This window comes from Citrobacter gillenii, from assembly GCF_013337685.1.
Lineage (GTDB): Bacteria > Pseudomonadota > Gammaproteobacteria > Enterobacterales > Enterobacteriaceae > Citrobacter > Citrobacter gillenii.
This window is the reverse complement of record NZ_SUQN01000006.1, coordinates 108,428-126,475: the sequence shown is the minus strand read 5'-3', so window position 1 is coordinate 126,475 and position 18,048 is coordinate 108,428. Positions and strand designations below refer to the sequence as shown.

The following is an 18,048-nucleotide window of genomic DNA, read 5'->3' as shown; positions in this document are numbered from 1 at the left end:
TAAAAGGAGTTATCTCGTAAATTCCCCAACCGCAACCACAATCTCGCTTATTTTAAATTGCATCAAAATATAAATGATAAGTTAATAAGGTAATTAGCTATAAATACTTTTTGAATGCTGTTTCTATCTGTGTGTTTTTTGCGGTTTATTTATTTTATCAATGTTCGTACTGCTTATTTTGGAGTTGATTATGTCAAAAGGTTTTGTATTGTTGGGTGATAAAACAACGCACGGTGGAACGGTTATATCTGCATCTTCGACGATGTTTGTACAAGGAAAAACAGTGGCACTCCTGGGCGATATGGTTAGTTGTCCTATCCCTTTTCATGGCGTTAACCCTATCATTGAAGGCTCGCCAGAATGGTTTTCTGATGGGAAGCCGATAGTTGTCGATGGTTGTCGAAGTATGTGTGGATGTCAGGTTATTTCAAGCGCACCGGAAGCATCAATAGGATAAAATCATGGGCTGGGAACGCCATAATATTTTGACACCTAAAGAGCCTGAGACGTTGTCGCTCTGGCGCTGGATAATCGCTGGTTTATTATCATTACTGGCGGGTATCTTATTTTTTGTGTTACATGCGAAAAAATATGTGCTTTTCTTGGGTGAGTTTAACATTTGGCTGGTTACATTATTTCCGGTGGTTCTATGGATACTACTAGCCAGTTTGAGGGGGTATTTATACAGCCGGGCACTAGAGGAATTTGAATTTTTGCAAAAGGAAATTTTATTTGCTCAGAGCAAATGGCAGTTATGGGGAGAACGTTCGTTTGTTGTGCTCAATAGTTGTGTATTGTTACCGGATAAAATCACCGTCGCATTTCTTGCAAATCAATCAAAGAATCTTGAAAACCAATATGGACTGGTTCGTCGTATCGACTATTTACCGCAGGTTAAAAATCAATACCATGCTACAACTGTTTTACTTAACTGTATAAGTGAGTCACTCAATGTATTGCCGACAGCTATACCTCTGCATGTAACATTCATCACAGATGCTCCACCAGAAATGCGTCGTTTGCTGAATGTGAACTTTCACAGTATTTGGCAGGCAAGTTTACCGGGCAGACCACAGCCTTCCTCTGTACGAGTAGAAACGCAATTCCCTTGTTATCGACTGGACGTTAATCTGAAAAATGCAGAAGTCAGAAGCGATCTTGTTCTGGTTTTGCAATTTAATGGGCAAAATAGTTACTCCGATGGAATGGCTGCTTTTCTCTTAGTCAGCGATGACGTCGCACGTAATTATAGTCTTAAGGGAAAATGTCGTTTGTTACGTCCGATGCCATTGGATAAATCATGTCTGACACAAGATCTAACCACTTTCTTCACTACTCAGGTTTGTGCGAAAAATGCAAAGGCGATTGTATCTGATTGCCAATCAATTGATTCGCTGAATGTGCAGTTATATCCGATGGGGCATAGCTATGGCGCTCACTGGCAGGTGGATAATAGTGTCATTCTCGAAAAATACATGGGAATACCTGGCCCTTTTTCAGGATGGTTATGTGCTGGCGTAGCATCTGATATGGCGCAACATTACACAGACTCATATTTAGCCGTTTCTGTTCAGGATGAACAGTCATATATCTGTACCGTTTTACCCTGGAGTGAGAATGAATACGACAAGCCATCTGTGGCGTAAGGGAAGTCTGTGTGTTCTGATAGTGGCATTTTTGGGGGGACTGGCATGGCTGGTTATACGGTATGGCGATCTGCTGGGGGCTGATTCACCGGCTAAAAAATTACTCTTAGCGAGTTTGACGATAATATTGGCTATTTTGTTCCGTATGTCGCCAGTTTTCACTCGTTACGTAAATCAACGACAGCATCGGGTAGAAGAGGAAAAAAAGGGGGCCTTTCCCGCGAATGAAAACCGAATAGCGCAAACAGTCTCCGGTAGTCTTTTGGTTGAAGAACTGCGCCACGTGCTTAACACTAATTATGGTCGTCGCTGGCGCGCCAAAACCCGCATCCTGCTGGTGATGGGGGATGCCTCTCAGGTTGATCAACTGGTGCCTAAACTCACCTCTCAGCGCTGGGCTGAAGGTGATGGTGTGGTGTTAATTTGGGGGGGAGATCTGGCTGACACGCCGGATGTCACCTTGTTCAATGCGATACGCAAGCTGCATCGACGCCCACTGGACGGGGCGGTATGGGTAGGTAACCACTTCCAGCAACAGGATGTGCTGGTTCACACCGATCCCATCACTCCCTTAACAGCACAACAGATGGACGACGTTGCTCGCCATCTTCAGGCTATTTTTACCACGCTTCGCTGGCGTATTCCGTTATATCTCTGGTCGCTGCATGGTACTCACTCTGCACATGATGGGGTAGATGCTCAGTCCGCAACCTGTTTGTTGTCACCGGGATGTACCCCGGCATTATGTCGCTTGCAGCTTACCTCGTTGGCTTCACAACTGGCGCAGCAGGGAACGCAGCTGCTCACGCTAAATATTCGCGATAACTTCTTACTGAAAATGGCTAATTTGCTGACGCATAGCGCCGCAGCCATTAGCGATTCGCTAACCACCTTTTTCAGCGCTCATCGCACCCTCCCGCTGGCAGGCGTGATTTTTAGCCTGTCTGTAGAAGGTACTACGTCGCGTGTGGTGCATGCCTGGACGGGTGATGAGCGCTGGCGTGCGCTGCTTGATTCACTCCCCGCATTACCTGCTGAACTAAAGGCACAGCGCACAGGCCGTTCAGGGATGCGTGTGCTGGCAGTCGGTACTGCCGGTCTAATGTTGCTGTGGGGCGCGGGAATGGTGGTCTCATTTCTGGCTAACCGCAGCCTGGTGGTGGAAAGCCGGGATCAAGCTAAGCTGGCTGCCGGTCAGGATAAACCGCTCGCTGAGCGCCTTTCGGCGCTGTCCGCGCTGCAGCAAACGCCTGGTAAACTGCGCTGGCGCCAGCAGAATGGGGTTCCGTGGTATTACCGCTTTGGCTTAAGCCAGAACGATGTGTTGTTGGATGCGCTGTGGCCGAGTTATGCACGTATCGCTATCCCGCTCTTGCGTGATGAAGCCGCAAAGCATCTTACTCAGGAACTCACGGCATTAACCCGGCTCGCGCCAGACAGCCCTCAGTTCGCTGGACGGGCGAAGAATGCCTACAACCAGCTGAAAATGTACTTGATGCTTTCCCGGCCAGAGCAGATGGAGGCGTCATTTTTTAGCCAGACGTTGATGAAAGACTGGCCTGAGCGGTCAGGGATGTCACAGGCATCATGGCAGGGCGTAGGGCCAGGGCTGTGGCGATTCTGGGGGCAAAATCTGCCTGCGCATCCTGAATGGACGCTGGCGGCGGATAAAAATCTTATTAGCCAGGTGCGTACGCTGTTAATTCGTCAGATGGGGATCCGCAACGGTGAGGCTGCGCTGTATCAAAAAATTATTGAGCAGGTGACCCCGCATTACACCGATCTTCGTCTGGAGGATATGACCGGTGACACCCGTGCGGAGAGCGTATTTTATACCCGAAGTACGATTGCTGGCGTATATACCCGTAAAGCCTGGGAAGAGGAAGTGTTACCGGCGATAGAAAAAGTAGTGAATAACCGCCGGGAAGAGGTGGATCAGGTGCTGGGTGATGATACGCATTCCGCAAGCGATCCGCTCTCCCCGGAGGCGCTAAAAGCGCGCCTTAGCGAGCGTTATTTCACTGACTTTGCCGGGAACTGGCAGGATTTTCTCAACAGTTTGCGCTGGAAGCGCAGCCAGACTTTGAGTGACGCTATCGATCAACTGACGTTGATTGCCGATGTTCGTCAATCACCTCTGGTTGCGCTAATGAACACACTTTCAGTACAAGGGCGTACCGGATTCACCGGAGAAGCGTTGTCGGACTCACTGGTGAAGTCAGCAAAAGATCTGTTTAAAACCAAAGAGAACCAGACGATTGATCAGCATGCGCGCGAAGACGGCCCCATGGCGGACACGTTCTCGCCGGTTCTCGCCTTGATGGACGATAAATCAGGTGGGCAGGATCTCAGCCATCTGAGTCTGCAAACCTACCTGACGCGAGTTACCCAGGTACGGCTGAAACTCCAGCAGGTGACCAATGCCGCCGATCCGCAGGGCATGAGCCAGGCGCTGGCACAAACGGTATTTCAGGGGAAAACCGTCGATCTCACCACCACGCGTGACTATGGCAATCTGGTGGCTGCGAGTTTAGGGCAGGCATGGAGTGGGTTTGGTCAAACCTTGTTTGTCCAGCCGCTGGAGCAGTCATGGCAGCAGGTTTTGCAGCCGACGGCAGCCGGGCTGAACGCGCAGTGGAAGGCGCTGATTGTTAATGACTGGAACAATGCATTTGGCGGTCGTTACCCGTTTAGTGACGTAGGAAGTGAGGTCTCGTTGCCGCTACTGGCCCAATATTTGCGCAATGATAACGGTCGGATCCCGCAGTTTCTCGAAAGTCACTTAAGCGGTGTGCTGCATAAACAGGGCAGCCACTGGGTTCCTGATACGGTGAATGCGCAGGGGCTGGTATTTGATCCGGTATTTCTTGAGACGATGGATACGCTAAGCCAGCTTGCGGATGTGGCATTTACCCGTGGTGAAGCCGGTTTACGTTTTGAGCTACGCCCCGGAACCGCGCGTGATGTCATGCAAACCGATCTGGTGATTGACGGTCAGAAACTCACCTACGTCAATCAGATGCCGATATGGAAAAACATTGTCTGGCCGGCGGATACAGAAGCATCGGGCGCAACCTTAAGCTGGGTGAGCACGAAAACGGGGACCCGAATCTACTCCGATAATCCAGGAACCTGGGGCTGGATAAGGCTGCTTGAGAAAGCGGAGATTACCGATAATGCCGGGGTTAACAGCGGCATTAACCTGCGCTGGACTGCCCAGGATGGCCTTCCGCTGAACTATACGCTGAGAACGGAAGCCGGTGATGGTCCGCTCGCATTACTCCAGCTACGCGATTTTGAATTACCCGAGAATATTTTTGTTATAAGCAGTCAGACTTCATCAGAGGAACAAGAATGAGCGCCCTGAATCGTCTCCTGGCAGCCAGTATGACTTCGCCAGATGAACAACAGCGGTTGATGGAACAGGCGCAAGCGCAGACTGTGCTTTGGCAGAACTGGCTACTGCCGATTTCCGAGGTGAGTCCTGGCGGCGAAGATCCTGGTTATGATGATGATTTTCAGCGTATGAGAGAAGAGGTCAATAAACTCTCCGGCGCACAAACCGATCTCATCATTGCGCTGGCAGAAAAGCTTCTGACCACCACCAGTAAGGATGTTCGCGTCGTAACCTATTACACATGGGCTCGTTTGCATCGGAATGGTGAGTCTGGCCTCGCTGATGGCCTGACCTTACTGGCAGGTCTGATGCAACGTTATGGCGATAACCTGCATCCTTTAAGAGCTAACAGCCATAAGGCGGCTCTTGAATGGCTGGCTGGCGGACGGATGCTGGATAGTCTGGCACGTTACCCTGAAGTCTCACGACCCGATGCGCAACGAATTACCGGTGCGCTGATATTACTGCAGCAGATGTTTAGCCAGCGGGAGGAGAACCTTCGCCCTGGACTCGGAGCGCTGTATAGCGCCCTGGAGAATCGTCTGGTGCAATCAGGCGGTGCTCAAGCACTGGTACCGCAAAACATCGGGGTCCAGTCGGGTCGACAAAGCGCAGAAGCGCCAGCGCTCAAAAGTATTGCTTCCGGACGAGAACTGCTTGAGCAGACGCGAGTGCTGGCGAAATATCTCCGCGATCAACCCGACGGTTGGCTGGCGGCGCATCATTTGATGAAAAGCGTGCGGCTGGATACTGTCTGTCAACTTCCACCGCCCGATGGCGCAGGGCGTACGCGTCTTATCCCCCCCAAGAGTGATTACCGAGCCCAGCTCAAGCGTCTGTACTTGCAACAAAGTTGGACAGAGCTGATTGAGTTAACGGACAGTTTATTTGCAGAGGGGGTCAACCACTTCTGGCTGGATGTGCAGTGGTATCTTCATCAGGCGGTCAGTCGGGCAGGTACGCCGTGGGATAAATATCCTGAAATTATTATCAGCGATCTGAAGATGCTGCTGCATCGAATGCCGGGTCTGGATACGCTGGCATTTAACGACGGTACTCCCTTTGCCGATGATGTCACCCGCGAATGGATAACCCGTGATGTTATGCAGGAGAGTGACTGGCAGACAGAGAACATCACGGCGGTTTCTGCCGGGGCTGACGACGATATTTTGCTACTGGAAAGCGAGGCTCTGGCGCTAGCAGATAGCGAAGGGATTGAGGCGGCGCTTGCCTGGCTTCAGGCTCGGCCCGGTATTATTTCGGTTCGCCAGCGCTGGCTGCGCCAACTGTTGATGGCTCGCCTGACTGAACAATGCGGCCGCAACGATCTCGCGCTGCATTTGCTTGGGGAGCTAAATACGGCAGCGCAGTCTCTTATCCTCGAACAGTGGGAACCTGAACTGTTATTTGAAGTAAAAGCGAGACGCCTGAAATTACTGCGTTTAAAAGCCAACCGTAGTGAAAGTGATAAAACCCGTCTGGCGCAAGAAATGGACGCACTGTTGTCCGGATTGATCGCCATCGATCCCGCCAGGGCAGCCGTCTTATGCGGCTGAAGCAAAAACAGAAACAGAATAAGCGAACGGTGAAATGGAAGATTTAACTCTGCGTTATTATGATGCGGAAATGCGTTATTTAAGGGAAGCAGCAAAAGAGTTTGCTCAGGCGCATCCGGATCGGGCCGCTATGTTGGATCTGGACAAAGCGGGAATACCCGATCCCTATGTTGAACGATTATTTGAAGGTTTTGCATTTTCCATGGGGCGACTCCGCGCCAAAATTGACGATCATCTTCCTGAGTTTACCGAAGGTTTGATGAGTCTGCTGTGGCCACATTATTTACGTACTGTTCCTTCTTTAAGCATTGTTGAGCTTTTGCCCGACATTAATGTACTGAAAATGAATGAACGGGTGAGTGCGGGATTTGGCGTACTCTCTCAACCAGTTGGCCCTAAGAAAACGATTTGCCAGTACCGTACCACACAGCCAGTGGCGCTTAATCCGTTGCGTATCACGGCGGTGAATCTGGATGCTGAACCTGACGGCCGTTCTGTTATTCGTATCCGATTTACCTGTAATCCCCAGATGGATTGGTCACAAACTGATGTTAAAAATCTGAGTCTCTACTTGTGCGGTGACGCACCGGTAACACATGCCCTGCATCTGGCATTAACAAAACGCCAGGCCTCTCTCCATCTAAGATTACCTGGCAACTCTGAACGTATTCGCCTGGATGGCTATTTTTCACCAGGAGGATTTACCGAGGAAGATTGTCTTTGGCCGAAGGGGGATACTGTTTTTGGCGGCTGGCAGCTATTGCTTGAATATTTTACTTTTCGTGAAAAATTTATGTTTGTCCATCTTAATGGTCTGGATGAGATAACTTTTCCAGCAGGGATAAATGAATTTGAAATAGAAGTAGTGCTTAATCAACAATGGGATTCTGAACTTCCAGTAAGCAGCGAAAATATACGTTTGCATTGTGTGCCGGTTATTAATTTATTCACCATGGAGGCTGACCCGTTGGTCGTTAATGGGTTAGAAAGTGAATATTTATTGCGTCCGCGAAGATTGCAGGATGGGCATACCGAAATCTACTCTGTGGATGCAGTTTCGGGGTCGCAACGAACGCGTAGCGCTGTCTATGTTCCGTTCACTAGCTTCCGCCATAAAGGGGGACTAATGCACCGTAACGCACCGGAGCGTTATTACCATACCCGCGTCAGACGTGGCGTGGCGGGCCTCTATGACACATGGTTGATTTTGGGAGGCGATGCCTGGGAGCAAGAGCGTATCGCGGAACACGAAACGTTGTCATTGAAAGTGACCGGGACCAACGGTCAATTACCTCGGCGGGCTTTGCAGAGCGCTTTGCTTAATCGGTGTGAACAAATTCTCCAGACGCCGCTTGCGGTACGCAATCTGTGTAAGCCGACCTTACCTGCTTATCCGCCTGCCGAGGACCGCTTTCACTGGCGAGTATTGAGCCATTTAGGATCCAGTTTTCTGAATATGATGGCCAGCGCAGAAGTGCTCAAGGGAACGTTGTCTCTCTATAACTGGCAGGATGATGAACTTAATTACCGTCGTCTGGATGCCATTATGGATGTCCAACAGCATGAAATTCAGCGCTTTGAAAAAGGGTTTTTGCTTCGCGGTGTAGATATTGAAGTCACGCTTGATGAGAACGGATTTACAGGCGAGGGTGATATTCATCTGTTTGGCGAAATGCTTAACCGTTTTTTTGCATTGTACGCGGATATTCATTTGTTTAATCAGCTTACTTTAATCATTCAGCCGGCAGGGAAAAGCTTGCGATGGAAAGAGAATCACAATCAGCGACTACCCGGTTGCTAAATTCGCTTGGCGAAAACCTACCGCGAACAAACTTTTATCGCTTCTGCCAGTTACTGGAGCAGTGGAATCCGCACATGCCCTGCCCGGGAAGCCAGCAGAGTCCACGGTATGATGTCATTCGCTTTCGCCCTCATCCTGGGATGGGATTTCCGGCGGGAGAGCTAAAAAGTGCCGAATATCATCCTGAGCAAACAACGTTTCCGCCCACGGTTCGCATCACCTTTATGGGGCTTTATGGTGTGGAATCACCTCTGCCGACAACCTATCTGGATGATATTGCCCAAAGGCAGGAGGGGGCGGATGTTGCCGCTGAGTTCCTGGATATTTTCAATCATCGTTTAATTGCGCAGTTTTACCGTATCTGGCGTAAATACAGCTATCCAGCGACTTTTCGTCCCGGAGGTACGGATGAGACGTCACAGTATTTGCTCGGGTTGACGGGGCTGGGGATCCGAGGTTGTGCAACGCAAACAGGTACGCCGGTCTCTCGTTTTCTGGCTTTGTTGGGAATAATGAGAATGCCGACGCGCACGCAGGAAGGCATCGCCGCGCTGGTGTATTTACTCTCGCCAACAACGAAGGTGACCGTGACGCCTCATGATAAGCGAGTCATCTTGCTGGATAAGGCGTTAACAATGCGCTCACGACAACCTGTTAGCCTCTATTCCCGCCCAGTGATGGGACAAAGCGCCGTGGATGTTAACAGTCAGGTGCTGATTACGCTGACCACGGATAACCGCGAGGAGATACGTGACTGGCTACCTGGTGGTCAGCTAAACGGTGATTTTTTAGCGCTAATGCATGTTTATTTAGGTGCCAGAGTAAACGCGAGGCTGCAATTACGCATTCCTCGCTCGGCACTTGCGGATGCTCAACTGACCAGTAGCAAAAGTGAACGAGCCGTACAGCTCGGTCGTACAGCGGTGATGCGGCTGGATAATACGAATAACGCAGAAGCAATGAATCAACTTATAACCATTAAACTTGGACTCTGGCAGAGTCTTAAACAAAATATTCAGCGGAGGGAAGCCGATGAGACTGGCGATTATCGCTATTAACGTTGCCGTAATAACCGGAATAGCCAGTTTACTAACCGGATGTGGTTTGACGCAAACGGTATCTGAAAGCACGGTATCATTAACTAAGTCAATTTTTTATAAGGAAATAAAAACGCTGCATTTAGATTTTCTGGCAAGAGAAGCGGTAAATAAAAATGCGCAGGGTATCGCACTTTCAACGGTTGTACGTATTTATCAACTAAAGGATCGTAAGGCATTTGATTCTGCAAATTATCAGTCATTATTTGCAGAGGATAGCACTGTGGTGAAAGCAGATTTAGTGGCACAAAAAGATATCAGGGTCCGTCCGGGGGAAAGCGTTACGCTCGATATTCCATTAGAAACAGAAGCACAATATATCGCTGTAGCAGGCATGTTTATTTCCCCCGAACAATCTGAAGATTCATGGCGAGTAGTATTAAGCCGTGAGGACCTTGATCCTGATAAGGCGCGGATTATTGAATTGAAAACTCAGGGACTGGCGCTCATGCCACTGGAGGACGAATAATGGTCAGACAACCTTCTCTGTATGACATTTTACTCGGGAATTTCGAAGGGGGGCTGCCTTTGCAGGCGGTCAGCGAAAACACACAGGTCATTCTGTCTGTTCTGGACAATATGCAACGCATTCTGAACACTCGCGCTGGCAGCCTCAAGCATCTCCCCGACTACGGCCTGCCAGATATGACGAAGATCCTCCAGGGTATGCCGGGGACAGCCCACCAACTTATAGGAACGCTTTCTCAGGTATTGCTGAAGTATGAGCCACGACTCAAAGGTATTCAGGTCACGATGCAGGAACAGGAAGCGCCGGGGCATTTACGTTATTCCATCGATGCTGAACTTCATGATCTTGGCGTTGTTCGCTATGGCACAGATTTTACCCCTGAGGGGCGAGTACTGATTCGTCACTTAAAAAGGCAGGGTTGGCTTGATTCTGGAGTTTATTAACATGGATAAAAACCGAATCAGTACGGGCAGCGATCCGCGTACTTTCGCAGAGTTTGGGGTGCTGCGGGATGAAATCAACAAGCTGACGCACCCTGCGCGTCCGGATGTTGACTGGCAAAAGGTTGAGCAGTTAAGCCTGGCGTTGTTCCGTAACAATGGGATCGAACTACAAACCCTTGCCTGGTATACCGTCGCCAGAATACGTAATGCGGATCTTATAGGGCTTGCTGAAGGTTGCGAACTCCTTGAAGCTTTACTCACGTATCACTGGACTACAATATGGCCGCAACAAACCCATGCGCGCATTGACATACTGGCCTGGCTGTCGACCCGACTACAGCAAGAATTGCGTACATTGACGCTGTCATATGCTGATCTCGCGACGGTGTATCGGGTTGAAAAAAGTTTGAAACAGGCCTGTGAAGTATTGCAACGCCTTGAATTGAAGGCGCTAAGCAAACTGGAAACCGTTGTTGCCTGGATGCACAATGCGGCTTTGCGACTGGAGACGTCTGAAGCAGAGTCGGGAGCCGCAGTCGTGATGGCATCCGCACCTGCCTCTGGCGAGCATAAAGAAATGTGCGCTGTTACGGTAAATAATATCTCGACTTCCTTACCTCAACTGGTATTTGTGGTCAATGAAACTGCACCATCCGAGCAAGTGAATACCGCAGGTTTTACCACTCATGTTTCTTCCGGGCGCCGACAGATGTTGCAGGGTTTTGCGACTGGCGTGCTGTTCGCCGCTGTGGTGAGTGTTGGTATTGTTTGGGGGATCAACGCTATGCAGGCTTCGCAGTATGACGTGGTGCAACCGTTACCGATGTCACTGACGCCTGCACAGTTGTCGGTCTTGAAGCAATCTTCAGACCTGGATGAGAAAAAACAGAATGTTTTGGCTTCTACGCAGAAGCAGCTCGATGTTTTACATCACCAGCAACCTTTGTGGTCAAGGGAATATGCCTCAGCGATCGCGCAGCAGGCAGCTACTCTGTGGCCAGAAGAAGCACAGGCTGCTGAGCTCGTCAGCGGATTATATAAACAGTGGGCTACCGAAGCGTTGCCGGATGGCGCATTACAGAACTGGCATCATGCACAGCTGGGGCTGGAGACGTTAACTGCCCAGCTAAATGCGCTTGATGAGCGTAAGGGGAAATATTTAACCGGTTCGGAATTGAAGTCCGCGATTTTTGCTATTCGCCGTCAACTGGATGAAACGCCACCGCCAGAAGAATTACTGCGTAAAATGGACGTAGAATTGAAAACACAAGGGAGTATATCGCCAGCTTTATATCAGCAGCTTGATATGCGCCTGAATCAGCTTCTCAATCGTTATGCGTTGTTGAAACAAAGCGTTAAACGGAGCGAATAATCGCACGACGTTTAATGAATAGCCTGTAGTCCCAGAAAGCAAAAAACCAGCCCGTAGGCTGGTTTTTCTAAATAGTGGTGCCCGGACTCGGAATCGAACCAAGGACACGGGGATTTTCAATCCCCTGCTCTACCGACTGAGCTATCCGGGCAACGAGGCGCATTAAAACCGATTCGCTTCTTTTCGTCAACGAAATTTCTTCAAATCAATGCAGACTGCACAATCTATCACCACATTGCTGGTATTGCACGCATTCTCAGGCAAAAAATGCCGTCCACGCGGCGGAAAGCGGCATGGCCAATAGCAGGGCAGGTAGCATGTTCACGACGGCAAACATTTTAATTCCGCAGATACGCAAGCCGGTTGCCAGCAACAGCAAGCCACCTACGGCGCTAAAGTCAGCCATCATGGCTGGCGTCGTCAAAGGCAAGATCAGCGCGGCGCAGGCGGCGAGCGTCAGCTGGATTGCCAGCATCGGCACACAAATGGCGGATACCGCAATCCCCAGCGAACAGGCGAAGATGATAGCGGTGAAGAAATCGAGAAACGACTTCGCGATTAAAATATTCGGATCGCCGGTCATTCCTTCATGTATCGCCCCAAAGATCCCGGTGCCGCTGGCACAAAACAATACAATGATGGCGACAAAGCTTTGAATAAACGATTCGTGCGTTGCATTGGCATCTGACTTTGAGAAAAGCTGCTGCGCTTTGGCGACCGCCGCATTAATCCCTTTTTCCAGATGGCACAACTCGCCAATCAGTGCGCCGACCAGCGTTGCCAGCACCATAACCGGCAGGTTGGCGCATTTGATTACCAGCAAGATACCAATGCCCAGAGAAGCCAGTCCGAAAATAGAGGTCATTGAGACCCGAATGCGTTCGGGTAAATGCTGGCTGAGCAGCGTGCCGAGAACGCCACCAAGTAAAATAGCGCTGGCATTAATAAAAGGTCCGATTACCACATGAGCTCCTGCATACCCGTTATCGTCTTGATGATGAAGGCAATTTTCGGGGTATATTTATGTTTTCAGATTGCATTATTATGACGCTATTGTCCGGCAAAATGCTTGTTTATCTGTGGGGATATGCATAGGATTTTGTCTTGCGCCTGGTAGTGAAAGGTGACATGATTGCGCGAATTTTCTCCTGTCTGAATGGGGTTGCCTGGGATGAATCAATTCCCCCTACATCACCTTCAACATCGCCTTTTTGCGCGACGTTCTCCCCTTTCTACGACACATCCTCATTCTCCCTCCATGCGGTGACGGCGGCGTACGCTCACTGCAGGATAACAGTAAGATCAGAGGCTATCTGCTTTTACTGATGTCTGGCGGTCGGGGCTGGTAACCAGTTTGACCAAACATTTCGTGGGATAACGCCGTGTGGCATTGTCCGGGACTTTGACTTTCCCGAAACGGGTTTTTGCGCTTATGAAATCAATGAAAATTGCCGCCAGTGGTGAACTGGTCTCTTGTCTGTCTACCCATCGTCAGGTGGTGTCACTGGACGGTACCGATTTTACTGATGTTGCGGCAGTCGTCATTACCGTTGCGGACAGCCGCAGCGGGATCCTCGCGTTGCTTAAACGCACAGGTTTTCATTTACCGGTGTTTATTTTCTCAGAGGTTACTGTCGAATTACCTGCGGGTGCAGAGGCGGTTATTGGCGGTAACGCACAGGACTGGCTGGAGCTGGAGTCCGCCGCATGTCGTTATGAGGACGATCTGTTGCCACCATTTTATGACACGCTGACGCAGTATGTCGAAATGGGCAACAGTACCTTTGCCTGCCCAGGCCATCAGCACGGTGAATTTTTTAAGAAACATCCTGCCGGACGGCATTTTTATGAGTTCTTTGGCGAGAATTTGTTTCGCGCGGACATGTGCAATGCTGACGTCAAGTTGGGCGATTTGCTCATTCATGAGGGGTCGGCAAAGCATGCGCAGAAGTTTGCGGCAAAAGTGTTTAATGCAGATAAAACATACTTTGTGCTGAACGGCACCTCTGCTGCCAATAAAGTCGTGACCAACGCGTTACTGACGCGTGGCGATCTGGTGCTGTTTGACCGTAACAATCATAAATCAAACCACCATGGTGCGCTGATCCAGGCCGGCGCTACTCCAGTCTATCTGGAGGCGGCGCGTAACCCGTTTGGCTTTATTGGCGGCATTGATGAGCACTGCTTTAATGAAGCATATCTGCGTGGGCAGATACGCGATGTCGCACCACATAAAGCCGACCAGCCGCGCCCGTTCCGTCTGGCGATTATCCAGTTGGGAACCTATGATGGGACCATTTATAACGCGCGACAGGTGATCGACAAGATCGGCAGTTTGTGCGATTACATTTTGTTTGACTCTGCCTGGGTTGGTTACGAACAATTTATCCCGATGATGGCGGATGGCTCGCCATTGCTACTGGATCTCAAACCCAACGATCCCGGGATTTTTGTCACCCAGTCGGTGCACAAACAGCAGGCCGGGTTCTCACAAACCTCGCAGATCCACAAAAAAGATAACCATATTCGCGGCCAGGCGCGTTTTTGCCCGCATAAACGGTTGAACAATGCTTTTATGCTGCACGCCTCCACCAGCCCGTTTTACCCGCTATTTGCCGCGCTGGACGTTAACGCAAAAATCCATGAAGGTGAGAGCGGACGCCGGTTATGGGCGGAATGCGTGGCGTTAGGAATTGAGGCACGTAAAGCCATTATCGATCGCTGTAAGCTGATTCAGCCCTTTATTCCCCCGATGGTGGGGGGGAAGCCCTGGCAGACATACCCGACGCAGGTTATTGCCAGCGAGCGTCGCTTCTTTAGCTTTGAGCCGGGAGCAAAATGGCATGGTTTTGACGGCTATGCGAGCGATCAGTATTTTGTCGATCCGTGCAAACTGCTGCTGACCACGCCGGGAATTGATGCGCAAACTGGGCAGTATACTGACTTTGGTATACCAGCGACGATCCTCGCACACTACCTGCGAGAGAATGGTATTGTGCCGGAAAAATGCGACCTCAATTCAATCCTGTTCCTGCTGACGCCAGCAGAAAGCGCAGAGAAAATGGCGCAGCTGGTGGCGATGCTGGCTCAGTTTGAACAGCACATTGAGAACGATACGCCGCTGGCAGATGTGCTGCCCACAATCTTCAACAAATACCCGATGCGCTATCGGGATTACACGCTGCGTGAACTGTGTCAGGAAATGCATGACCTGTACGTGAGCTTTGATGTGAAGGATCTGCAAAAAGCGATGTTCCGTCAGGAGAGCTTACCCGCTGTTGCCATGAACCCGCAGGATGCCAACAGTGCTTATATCCGGGGAGATGTTGAGCTGGTGCGCATTAGTGATGCTGCCGGTCGTATCGCGGCAGAAGGTGCGTTGCCTTATCCTCCCGGCGTGTTGTGCGTAGTACCCGGTGAAGTGTGGGGCGGAGCGGTACAGCGTTACTTCCTGGCGCTGGAAGAGGGCGTTAATCTGCTGCCGGGCTTCTCACCTGAACTGCAAGGGGTTTACAGTGAAACGGATGCCGACGGTATTAAGCGTCTGTACGGATATGTTCTGAAATAAAAAACGGATCGCGCGGCCGATACATTTCCGGCAAAAAAAGGGTCACCGTCAGGTGACCCTTTTTAATCAATGAAGATTAGTGTGCGATAGTCTGCGTGCCAGCCGGAGTGCGAACGTGTTTGTACTTAAACAGTGCGACGAAGGCAAAGGCCAGGAACAGTGAGTAGCCCGCGAAGATCAGCCATACGCTCTGCCAGTCAGTAATGCCGTTCAGTGTGAAGTGTTCCACCACTTTACCGCTCACCAGACCACCCAGAATACAGCCAAAGCCGTTGGTCATCATCAGGAACATACCCTGTGCACTGGCGCGAATTTCCGGACGAACTTCTTTTTCCACGAACACCGAACCGGAGATGTTGAAGAAATCGAAGGCGCAGCCGTAAACAATCATCGACAGAACCAGCAGCACGGTACCGAACGGAGTCGGGTCGCCGTACGCAAACAGACCAAAACGCAGCATCCACGCCACAATACTGATCAGCATAACGTTCTTAATACCGTAACGGCTTAAGAAGAACGGGATGGTCAGGATAAACAGGGTTTCTGAAATCTGCGAGATGGACATCATGACTGACGCATGCTCGACGATGAAGCTACCAGAGAACAGCGGGTTATTATCGAAGCTGTGCAGGAAGGTATTACCGAACATGTTGGTAATTTGCAGTTCTGCGCCCAGCATCATCGAGAAGATGAAGAAAATTGCCATACGCTTGTTTTTAAACAGGGCGAAGGCATCCAAACCCATCATTGATGTCCAGCTCTGATTTTTCTGCTGATTAGCAACCGGAATATGCGGCAGCGTCAGGGTGAACAGTGCCAGTACCACGGACAGAATTGCGCCGATATACAGCTGCATATGGCTCAGTTCAAAGCCTGAGAAGCTTACCGCCCACATGGCCAGAATAAACCCGATGGTGCCCCAGATACGGATTGGCGGGAAGTCGGTGACAATATCCATCCCGGCAGACTGCAGGCGATAGTAAGAAATAGTGTTGATTAACCCCAGCGTTGGCATATAGGCCAGGGAGTTAAGCAGGATCACAAAGAACATGGCTCCAGGCGTGGTGACCTCGGCGGCAGCGAACAGCGTACCCGCACCCACCAGGTGGCAAAGAGCATAAACCCACTTGGCACTGATCCATTTGTCGGCGACGATACCTAACAGCGTAGGCATAAATACGGCGGCAATCCCCAGCGAGCTATAGACTGCGCCAATAGAGGCACCGTCGAATTTAAGGGTGACAAACATATAAGAGCCGAGGGTCGTGAGCCAACTACCCCACAGGCAGAACTGCAGAAAGGAAAGGACTTTCAGCTGCAGCTTAAGATTCATGTTAATTTCCTCACATCGTAATGCGGATGGATGTTTTAAAAAGCACATTTGCCGTTTCAATATGATGTGATTCTATCAATGAGAAGGGGTGTTTTTTTGTTAGCTGTGACAAATATTTGCAAACAATTTCCAATTGCAAAGCAAAATAGTGACGGAGTTAACGCTTTTACCCTCTTCTGCCGCCAGCTTCACGCGGCCGAAGAGGGTAAACATTACCGACGTCGATAGGATTTTTGTGCAGAATTGACCTTATAAAGGTAGCGGCGTGATTCCGCCGACGGATGTCGGGTGGTTAATGTTTGATAAACGTCACCCGGCGACATGCTGTTGATGATATTTGCTGCCTGAATTTTATCGCTGGAGAACACACGCAGCACGCTGCCTGCCCCACCGTTATACGCGGTAATGACGGCGTAACGACGTGAGGTTGGGTTATCGATTCCGCCCAGGTAGACATTGTTGAGCATCGCCAGATAGGCGGTACCGGTATCAATGTTGTTGGCCGGGTCAAACAAGAAGCTACGGCTTGGCGTACCGGAACGGCCCTGTGAGCGGAATACATCCTTCCCGGCGCTGTGCTGCACGACCTGCATCAGGCCCAGTGCATCAGCATGGCTGACCGCATACGGGTTAAAGGAGGACTCGGTTTGCATGATGGCGAGGATCAGCGCCTCGTCGACGCCATACTTACGCGATGCCTGACGAACCATGCCGATATACTTATGCGCACGCTTATCAAGGTGGTTTGGCACCAGGTTAATTGTCACGCTGTAGATAATGCGCAGGCCGTTACTCCGGCTCTTCAGTCGCGTTTGCAGCAGGTAGTTGGCGAAGTTTGTCGCGCGTCCCTCCCAGCGAATAGGCTGACCGGTATTATCAACGACCTGCCCGTAGAGGAACGGCTCTTTGGAAATCTTGATATCATCGACATCGGAATAGAGATCGATGGAACCCGGATCGTCTCCCATCAGCAAGGTCTTGATTATTGCCCGTCGTAAATGCCCGGCAGGATCTGTCCCGGCGATGGTCTCCACGGTTATGGTACCGTCATCAAAGTTGATGTGGCTGCGGGTTTGATACTGATCGGTATACTTGACGTAGTCCTTCGGACCCGCGATCAGCACTTCTTTAAATCCCCACAAATTCTCAATGTTATGGGCAAACTGCCCCATCAGAATATCAAAACCGTTGGTATCCTTGACCCAGGCTTCGTTATAGGAATCGCCTTTTTTGGTCGAACTGGAACAGGAGATGAGCAACGGCGCAATAACGGCAAGCGCGAGAAATTTTTTCATCATTCCGGGGGTGCGTGTTGTGTTGGTTATTTGCAAGGACCAGATTAAATCGTCGGCCGGATAAGCGCAGT

At 50.3% G+C, this 18,048-nt stretch carries 13 protein-coding genes and 1 tRNA gene; 10 read left to right on the top strand and 4 right to left on the bottom strand.

Going from position 1 to position 18,048, the window contains the following annotated elements; translation table 11 throughout:
- Window positions 1-190 precede the first annotated feature (190 nt).
- The 9 genes from FCH32_RS15085 to FCH32_RS15045 are packed head-to-tail and all read left to right on the top strand — an operon-like array spanning window position 191 to window position 11,781.
- Window positions 191-457, top strand: coding sequence for a PAAR domain-containing protein (locus FCH32_RS15085; protein ID WP_174361150.1), 267 nt, complete (start codon window positions 191-193; stop codon window positions 455-457).
- 4 nt (window positions 458-461) lie between these two features.
- Window positions 462-1,646, top strand: a complete 1,185-nt coding sequence (locus FCH32_RS15080) for a type VI secretion protein (RefSeq protein WP_174361149.1) — start codon at window positions 462-464, stop codon at window positions 1,644-1,646.
- Complete coding sequence (locus FCH32_RS15075; protein ID WP_174361148.1) at window positions 1,618-5,004, top strand: ImcF-related family protein; 3,387 nt, start codon at window positions 1,618-1,620, stop codon at window positions 5,002-5,004. Before FCH32_RS15080 ends, FCH32_RS15075 begins: the two co-directional genes overlap by 29 nt.
- A complete protein-coding gene (gene tssA, locus FCH32_RS15070) occupies window positions 5,001-6,599 on the top strand; it encodes a type VI secretion system protein TssA (protein ID WP_174361147.1) in 1,599 nt (532 codons plus the stop codon). Before FCH32_RS15075 ends, tssA begins: the two co-directional genes overlap by 4 nt.
- Before the next feature lie 34 nt (window positions 6,600-6,633).
- On the top strand, window positions 6,634-8,400 hold the full coding sequence (gene tssF, locus FCH32_RS15065) for a type VI secretion system baseplate subunit TssF (protein ID WP_174361146.1): 1,767 nt from the start codon (window positions 6,634-6,636) through the stop codon (window positions 8,398-8,400).
- Window positions 8,361-9,458 (top strand): type VI secretion system baseplate subunit TssG, encoded by a 1,098-nt coding sequence (gene tssG, locus FCH32_RS15060; RefSeq protein ID WP_174361145.1) that lies wholly within the window; start codon window positions 8,361-8,363, stop codon window positions 9,456-9,458. The genes tssF and tssG overlap by 40 nt, the downstream gene beginning before the upstream one ends.
- Window positions 9,433-9,966 (top strand): type VI secretion system lipoprotein TssJ, encoded by a 534-nt coding sequence (gene tssJ / locus FCH32_RS15055; protein ID WP_096755711.1) that lies wholly within the window; start codon window positions 9,433-9,435, stop codon window positions 9,964-9,966. Before tssG ends, tssJ begins: the two co-directional genes overlap by 26 nt.
- Window positions 9,966-10,409, top strand: coding sequence for a type VI secretion system baseplate subunit TssE (tssE, locus tag FCH32_RS15050; RefSeq protein WP_137362186.1), 444 nt, complete (start codon window positions 9,966-9,968; stop codon window positions 10,407-10,409). Before tssJ ends, tssE begins: the two co-directional genes overlap by 1 nt.
- A gap of 1 nt (window position 10,410) precedes the next feature.
- Window positions 10,411-11,781 (top strand): VasL domain-containing protein, encoded by a 1,371-nt coding sequence (locus FCH32_RS15045; protein WP_174361144.1) that lies wholly within the window; start codon window positions 10,411-10,413, stop codon window positions 11,779-11,781.
- Between the two features lie 75 nt (window positions 11,782-11,856).
- Here FCH32_RS15045 and FCH32_RS15040 read toward each other — a convergent pair.
- Window positions 11,857-11,932: transfer RNA gene (locus tag FCH32_RS15040), tRNA-Phe, on the bottom strand.
- 105 nt (window positions 11,933-12,037) lie between these two features.
- On the bottom strand, window positions 12,038-12,745 hold the full coding sequence (locus FCH32_RS15035) for a DUF554 domain-containing protein (RefSeq protein ID WP_096755730.1): 708 nt from the start codon (window positions 12,743-12,745) through the stop codon (window positions 12,038-12,040).
- A gap of 468 nt (window positions 12,746-13,213) precedes the next feature.
- On the opposite strand from FCH32_RS15035, the gene FCH32_RS15030 reads away from it, so the two are divergent.
- Window positions 13,214-15,349, top strand: a complete 2,136-nt coding sequence (locus FCH32_RS15030) for an ornithine decarboxylase (RefSeq protein WP_117342646.1) — start codon at window positions 13,214-13,216, stop codon at window positions 15,347-15,349.
- A gap of 76 nt (window positions 15,350-15,425) precedes the next feature.
- Here the strand turns inward: FCH32_RS15030 and FCH32_RS15025 are convergent, their stop codons facing one another.
- Window positions 15,426-16,682 carry a nucleoside permease gene (locus FCH32_RS15025; RefSeq protein WP_096755733.1) on the bottom strand — a complete coding sequence of 419 codons (1,257 nt, stop codon included), beginning with the start codon at window positions 16,680-16,682 and terminating at the stop codon, window positions 15,426-15,428.
- 212 nt (window positions 16,683-16,894) lie between these two features.
- A complete protein-coding gene (gene mltC / locus FCH32_RS15020) occupies window positions 16,895-17,980 on the bottom strand; it encodes a membrane-bound lytic murein transglycosylase MltC (protein ID WP_135911431.1) in 1,086 nt (361 codons plus the stop codon).
- Window positions 17,981-18,048 lie beyond the last annotated feature (68 nt).